This window comes from Shigella sp. FC1544, assembly GCF_001722145.1.
Classification (GTDB): Bacteria; Pseudomonadota; Gammaproteobacteria; order Enterobacterales; family Enterobacteriaceae; genus Escherichia; species Escherichia coli.
On the sequence record NZ_MECT01000467.1, the window covers coordinates 1 to 402 of the forward strand.

A 402-nucleotide genomic window follows, 5' to 3' on the forward strand; every position below is an offset into this window, starting at 1 on the left:
CCTGGTCGACGCTGAATGAGCCTGGTAATATACCCGGTATGAGCAGCTCACTTCCTGACGATATCAATGCACTGAAACGTCTCCTTGCCGAACAGGAGGCGCTGAACCGTGCCCTGCTGGAAAAGCTGAACGAGCGTGAACGCGAAATAGACCATCTGCAGGCACAGCTGGATAAGCTGCGCCGGGATGAACTTCGGCAGCCGCTCCGAAAAAAGTCTCCCGTCGTATCGCACAGATGGAAGCTGACCTGAAGGCACTTCAGAAAGAAAGTGATACCCTTACCGGTCGGGTTGACGACCCGGCCGTGCAGCGCCCGCTGCGTCAAACCCGCACCCGCAAACCGTTCCCCGAATCACTCCCCCGCGATGAAAAACGGCTGCTGCCGGCAGCGTCATGCTGCCC

General features: G+C 58.5%; 1 pseudogene. It reads left to right on the forward strand.

Annotated features, from left to right (window positions below):
* Nucleotides 1–38 precede the first annotated feature (38 nt).
* Nucleotides 39–402: pseudogene (locus BGK49_RS30100) on the forward strand (transposase domain-containing protein); the annotation flags it as partial.